5 protein-coding genes and 1 pseudogene are annotated in these 5,443 nt (G+C 33.2%); 5 read left to right on the top strand and 1 reads right to left on the bottom strand.

All coding sequences use genetic code 11. From position 1 onward, the window contains the following. The 3 genes from HRT72_10010 to HRT72_10000 form a co-directional block, all read left to right on the top strand. Positions 1 to 1,573: response regulator (locus HRT72_10010; GenBank protein ID NQY68039.1), on the top strand; the 1,573-nt coding region annotated here is incomplete at its 5' end. Between the two features lie 320 nt (positions 1,574 to 1,893). Next, complete coding sequence (locus HRT72_10005) at positions 1,894 to 2,655, top strand: hypothetical protein (GenBank protein ID NQY68038.1); 762 nt, start codon at positions 1,894 to 1,896, stop codon at positions 2,653 to 2,655. 48 nt (positions 2,656 to 2,703) lie between these two features. Next, a complete protein-coding gene (locus HRT72_10000) occupies positions 2,704 to 2,946 on the top strand; it encodes a DUF2132 domain-containing protein (GenBank protein ID NQY68037.1) in 243 nt (80 codons plus the stop codon). A 65-nt stretch (positions 2,947 to 3,011) separates the two neighbouring features. On the opposite strand, the gene HRT72_09995 is transcribed toward HRT72_10000, so the two are convergent. Then, on the bottom strand, positions 3,012 to 3,392 hold the full coding sequence (locus HRT72_09995) for a hypothetical protein (GenBank protein NQY68036.1): 381 nt from the start codon (positions 3,390 to 3,392) through the stop codon (positions 3,012 to 3,014). A gap of 424 nt (positions 3,393 to 3,816) precedes the next feature. On the opposite strand from HRT72_09995, the pseudogene HRT72_09990 reads away from it, so the two are divergent. Beyond that, a pseudogene (locus tag HRT72_09990) lies at positions 3,817 to 4,564 on the top strand (CPBP family intramembrane metalloprotease). Between the two features lie 219 nt (positions 4,565 to 4,783). Further along, positions 4,784 to 5,164 (top strand): hypothetical protein, encoded by a 381-nt coding sequence (locus HRT72_09985; protein NQY68035.1) that lies wholly within the window; start codon positions 4,784 to 4,786, stop codon positions 5,162 to 5,164. Positions 5,165 to 5,443 lie beyond the last annotated feature (279 nt).

The raw sequence follows: 5,443 nt of genomic DNA, 5'->3' as shown, positions 1-5,443 counted from the left end.
TATATTCCAAGAACAATTAATTGAAGCTAAGGAAAAAGCAGAATCAGCAGCAATTATAAAATCTCATTTTTTAGCTAATATGAGCCATGAGATTCGCACCCCAATAAACGGCATAACAGGCCTAGCTAATCTCTTGTTAAAATCGAAATTAACCAGTAAGCAGCAGAAATATCTTAATGCTATATTAAATTCTACTGATTCGCTGTTAGTGATAATTGATGATATTCTCGATATCTCAAAAATTGAGGCAGGAAAAATGACTATCGAGAAAAAGAAATTTGAGATTAGAAAGGCAATCACAAATTTGATGGAAGAATTCAATCTTAAGGCCATTGAAAAAGGATTGAAATTCAACTTAGAAATTGATGATAATGTTCCTAACTTTGTTATTGGAGACATTGTTCGATTAAATCAGATATTATCTAATTTATTAGGAAACGCTATAAAATTCACCAGCGAAGGGTCTATAGAGCTTACTGTAAAAGTAATCAAGACTACTAAAACAAAAGTTAATATTGAATTCGAAGTTACCGATACAGGAATAGGTATATCTCCATCAAATCTTCATTCCATTTTCAAAGCATTTACACAAGTTAAAGAGAATATATCAAGTAAATATGAGGGTACTGGTTTAGGGCTATCTATTGTAAAGAAATTACTTGATTTACAAAAAGGGAATGTTTCTGTTCAAAGTGAATTGCACGAAGGCTCTGTTTTTACGTTCAATATTTGTTATAAAAAAAGCCCATCTAATTTATTAGAAGTCCCCTTAATAGAAAGAAATATTCCCTATGATCTTGTTTCTCTCAAGAATTTAAATATTCTAATTGTTGAGGATAATCTAATTAATCAAATCATCGCTCAAGATTTACTAGCTGACCAAGGATGCAATGTGAAAATTGCAACAAATGGTGAAGAGGCAATCTCCATGTTTTTATCTCATAACTTCGATATTATCCTAATGGATATCCAAATGCCCATTATGAATGGATATCAAGCCATTGAAGTTATTAGATCCAAAATCAAACAAGGACAGGAAAAAACTCCAATTATAGCATTAACAGCATTTGCAATTGAAGGTGATAAAGAAAAATGTATTAAACTGGGTGCTGATGACTATCTCTCTAAACCCTTTAATCCAAATATTCTTTTTGGGAAAATTGCTAGACTAACAACGGGTGTTCAATTAATGTCACCGACCAAAAAGGGCAATTTAAAAAAGGTAAGCGATTTTTCCAATTTGGTAACTATTACCAATGGAAAAGTAAAGCTCATGGTTTTAACTATTAAGACTCTTCGTGAAGAAATCCCTAAAGATATAAGCTTAATAAAAAAAACTATTTCAACAAAAGACTGGAATAATCTATATAAAATACTGCACAGAACATCCCCTAATTTTGATCTTGTATTAACACAACCCTTAAGAAACAATCTTCGGATAATGCAAGAAAACGCCAAGGCTAAAATTAATCTTGATCAAATCCCCAAATTATTTAGACAAATAAATAATAGTGTTCCAAAGCTACTAGATGACTTAAATACAGAATTAAAAAAATTAACTAATGGTCAATGAATAAGAATCTATTATGCTTATTATCTGCCTACATTGGTCATCGACTATAAACAAATTGGTTAATCATTGTAATATAAATACGGACTGCAATCTTATTCCTTTTAATCTATAACATATAGGGACTGTCAAGTATTTCCTTTTATTTTGGTAGTAAACTCGTCAGCCGAGATACTAGAACTTTCTCCAAATGAATACCGATATATGCTTTAGACTGTTTACCGACACATATAAATTAAATAAATCAGACATCTTGTTATCCCTTTAAATAAAGGTTTTATCTAATTAATATTCTCATATTTAACTATAAATAAAACCGAGATATGAAAAACACATTACTTCTTCTTTTTTGCATATCATCACTTTATGTATTTGCACAAGATGTTAAAACATCAAAATTCACGAAGAAAATCAAGGAATATAATATTTCCGAGTTATTAACTTTAGAGAAAATCACACTTAATAGTGAGACTCCTTCTTTTAATAGATCAGAGCCTTTAGGTTATATTGGAGAAGATTATCAACGATTTCACATTCATCTTATCTCGGCATATCAAGACCCTGATAACAAATTAAAATACCACGTTCAGGGCAAGACGAGAGTAAAAAACATTATCTGCGATTTTCAAGGAGAAATTACAATTATAAAATCAAAAACATATAATGAAGGAGACTACCCTGATTTTAAACAAGGTTTTGTTACTGGGAAATACGAATTCTCCGAAACCCCAGGGAAGGTACGGTCAGGAATGCTAAAGGGAGTATTCCGAACAGACTTCCATATTAATGTTCAAGACAAGATAAATTACAATGCTTTGATGTTTCAGGCTGATGGATTTAAAAACAATCAGTTCGAGGGCACGCATACAAATCACAAATCGAAGATTAAGTCAATATGTAACTGGGGTGATTACAGAATACCAAATAGTGATGCGCTGAATATAGGCGCCGCCGAATTTCTTCCCGCTGATAAGTTTTTAGAAAACGGCTGGGAGAGTTATAAGAAAGCCATGGGATATTCAGCTGGCAAAATTGAAATGATGGAAGCCACTATTATTGAAGGAGAAACGTGGTGGGTAAAATAATAAAAGCGCATTTTCAACAAGATTTGAAAGAGTCAATCAACTAACAAAATGGATAAAAAAACAGGAGAATACAGAGAACAACCCAATGACCCACTACATGGGGTTAAGTTAATAATGATACTTGAGTCGCTAGTGAAGCATTATGGATGGGACGAATTGTCGATGGAAGTTAATATCAACTGTTTTAAAAACAACCCAACGATTAAATCTAGTCTAACGTTTTTAAGAAGAACCCCATGGGCTAGAGATAAAATGGAACGGCTTTACATTGATCTATTAAAGAAGAAATAAATACCGATTTCTAATTACCAAATTGACTAACAATGAATTGGGTCCAGCGCTTTACTTGTACAATATCACTTCTTCTTCTTCTTCTTTAAATCGGCATGCCTCTTTTTAATCAGCCCTTTCATAACATCAGATGCTACATCCGTAAAGTACTGTTCATGCTCGCTTAACTCTATTCCTTTACCTGAACTTTTCTCAAGTAATTCTTTAGATAGTTTCGTCAAAATTATTTCTTTATTAATAGTACTCATATTAGCATGTACATCAACGGCAAACTTCAGCACACTATCCTCCAATTCAATATCGTTTAGTTTTCGAGGACTTAACGACTTTACTTTTCCTTCTAGTTTTTTCTCGAACTCTGCGATAATATTTTCGGGACTATCAAATTCTGAAATGATTCTTTTACCAACTAAATCCGCCAACTCCTCTTCTGTATATGTTTTCATTCTATCTATAATAATTGAAATACAAATTTAGCAAAACACAAAATCAGAAACTATGATTACATTGATCTATTGCCAAATGCTAGAACAAACATGAAACCGAATATCAAGGCATCGGGTTAATTAGTTTATAGAGATATAAATAGCCCAGTAAACAAAGAAGAATCTATGAAGTTATTTAAGGAGAACGAAAAGAAGTAGATTGGAATGCACAAATAAGAATTCAGCCAAATAAGAGCCTATAGCAAATAATTACCCATTTCGAAGGTATTTATCCAGAGCCTCTACGATCGTTTAATCACGGGCACGTTTTTTTAAACCTTTATAAGCCGTTTCTACCCAAACAGTTTTTACGCTATTTGGAAAAACACAAATAGAACTTCCATTGAGCGACCTCAATTAATTGAAGGCTCCTTAACTTTACAAAATGAAATGGGAAAGAGTCATTTTAGGAATAGTTGTTTTTTTTACTAGGCATAACGAGTATCCTGTCGATGCTCACTATAAATATACAAGAAGAAGTTGAGCGAGAACTTCTTAAAACCTTTTCGGCTGACCAGATTAAATATTTAATCTTAGTTAATCCCACAATACTATTGATCATCACAACAATCTTGGGTACTCTACTTTCGAAGAAGGTAAACTTAGGAGCTCCGATACTTGAAGGTCTAATTAATAAAAACTCTTCATTTAACACGAAGAGCATATTGGTTTATGGAGCAATGGGTGGCCTCATAAGTGGATGTCTAATAACATTGGTTGGCTTTATTTTCCGATCGTCTATACCAGCCGAGTTCTTTGAGGCAGCAGAAAGTTTTACCCCAAGTATCGCCAATCGTTTTTTGTATGGAGGTTTTACTGAAGAAATCCTAATGCGATTTGGTATTATGACACTAGTTATCTGGGTTGCTTCTAAAGTCATGAAAAGCCTATCCTCTACTCCATATTGGATTGGCATATGTACAGCTGCCGTAATATGCGCTGCCGGACATTTACCAATAGCATTTAGTCTAGTGAGTACTCCTTCTCTCACATTAATATCCTACATAATGATTGGCAATTCACTTGGAGGAATCATATTCGAATGGTTTTACTGGAAGAAGGGATTAGAATCTGCTTTTATTGCCCACATGTTTGCCCATGTTTCTATGCTGACTCTCGAGCCAATACTCTAAGTACACACTTCTTCCCAATATTTATAAAGTATGACGCTATCTGAATTGTATCAAACACCTCATTAACTATTTAAAATAAAACTTATATTTGTACTGACTTACAACACGATAGCTATTATTCAATTCGTAAAATTTGTCAGAAATAAAATTAATTCTTCGGTGATATTTATTACCGAGGTGATTATTTATGCATAAACGGGATTACCCAACAGCCATTTAATGGAAACTATTGAAAACATAAAATTTATTATCACGCTAGTCAGTGAAGGGCTAATTAGAGTGGAGATAAAGAATGACGTTTTGATAGAGAAAGAGGACCTGATTGACAATCATAAGATTTTCACAAAAATGCTCAAGGGCAAACAAGGCTTATTTCTTATCGTGTTCAGAAGAGGTGCTAACGCTACAGACGATGCGAAATCTGAGTACGCAAATTTAGAGAGGTCGAAGCTGAAAATAGCAGACGCCATTGTAGTTGAATCTACTTTACTTAGAATTGGTGCTCAATTTGTATTTAAATTCTTCAAACCAGAGCACCAAAAAAAAATATTCTCTAATGAACAAGAGGGATTAAAATGGCTTGCTACTTTCAAAAGTTAGGAATTCCAGCAAAGCTTCCTCATATTCGTAATTACAAATATCATTGGCACGAGCAATGCAATTCATGAGCAGAAAATGACTCATGACTTTCTTAAGTATATTATTCGTAATTACGTATATTGTTTTAACGCATTTAAACTAAGATGCCATGGAAATAGGAATAGATAGTTTTGCTGCCACGTCTTCTAGACAAGGTGGAACCAACTCACAAGCGCTAAATGAGTTACTTGAAAGAATAGAATTAGCTGACCAAGTATGACTTGACCTATTTGGAATCGG

The organism is Flavobacteriales bacterium (assembly GCA_013214975.1).
Taxonomy (GTDB): Bacteria; Bacteroidota; Bacteroidia; order DT-38; family DT-38; genus DT-38.
This window is presented reverse-complemented; position numbering and strand designations above follow the sequence as displayed.

Excerpts from the sequence above, each read along its gene's own strand:
- HRT72_10005 (NQY68038.1), top strand. The coding sequence starts at position 1,894 with ATGAAAAACACATTACTTCTTCTTTTTTGCATATCATCACTTTATGTA.
- HRT72_10000 (NQY68037.1), top strand. The coding sequence starts at position 2,704 with ATGGATAAAAAAACAGGAGAATACAGAGAACAACCCAATGACCCACTA.
- HRT72_09995 (NQY68036.1), bottom strand. The coding sequence starts at position 3,392 with ATGAAAACATATACAGAAGAGGAGTTGGCGGATTTAGTTGGTAAAAGA.
- HRT72_09985 (NQY68035.1), top strand. The coding sequence starts at position 4,784 with ATGGAAACTATTGAAAACATAAAATTTATTATCACGCTAGTCAGTGAA.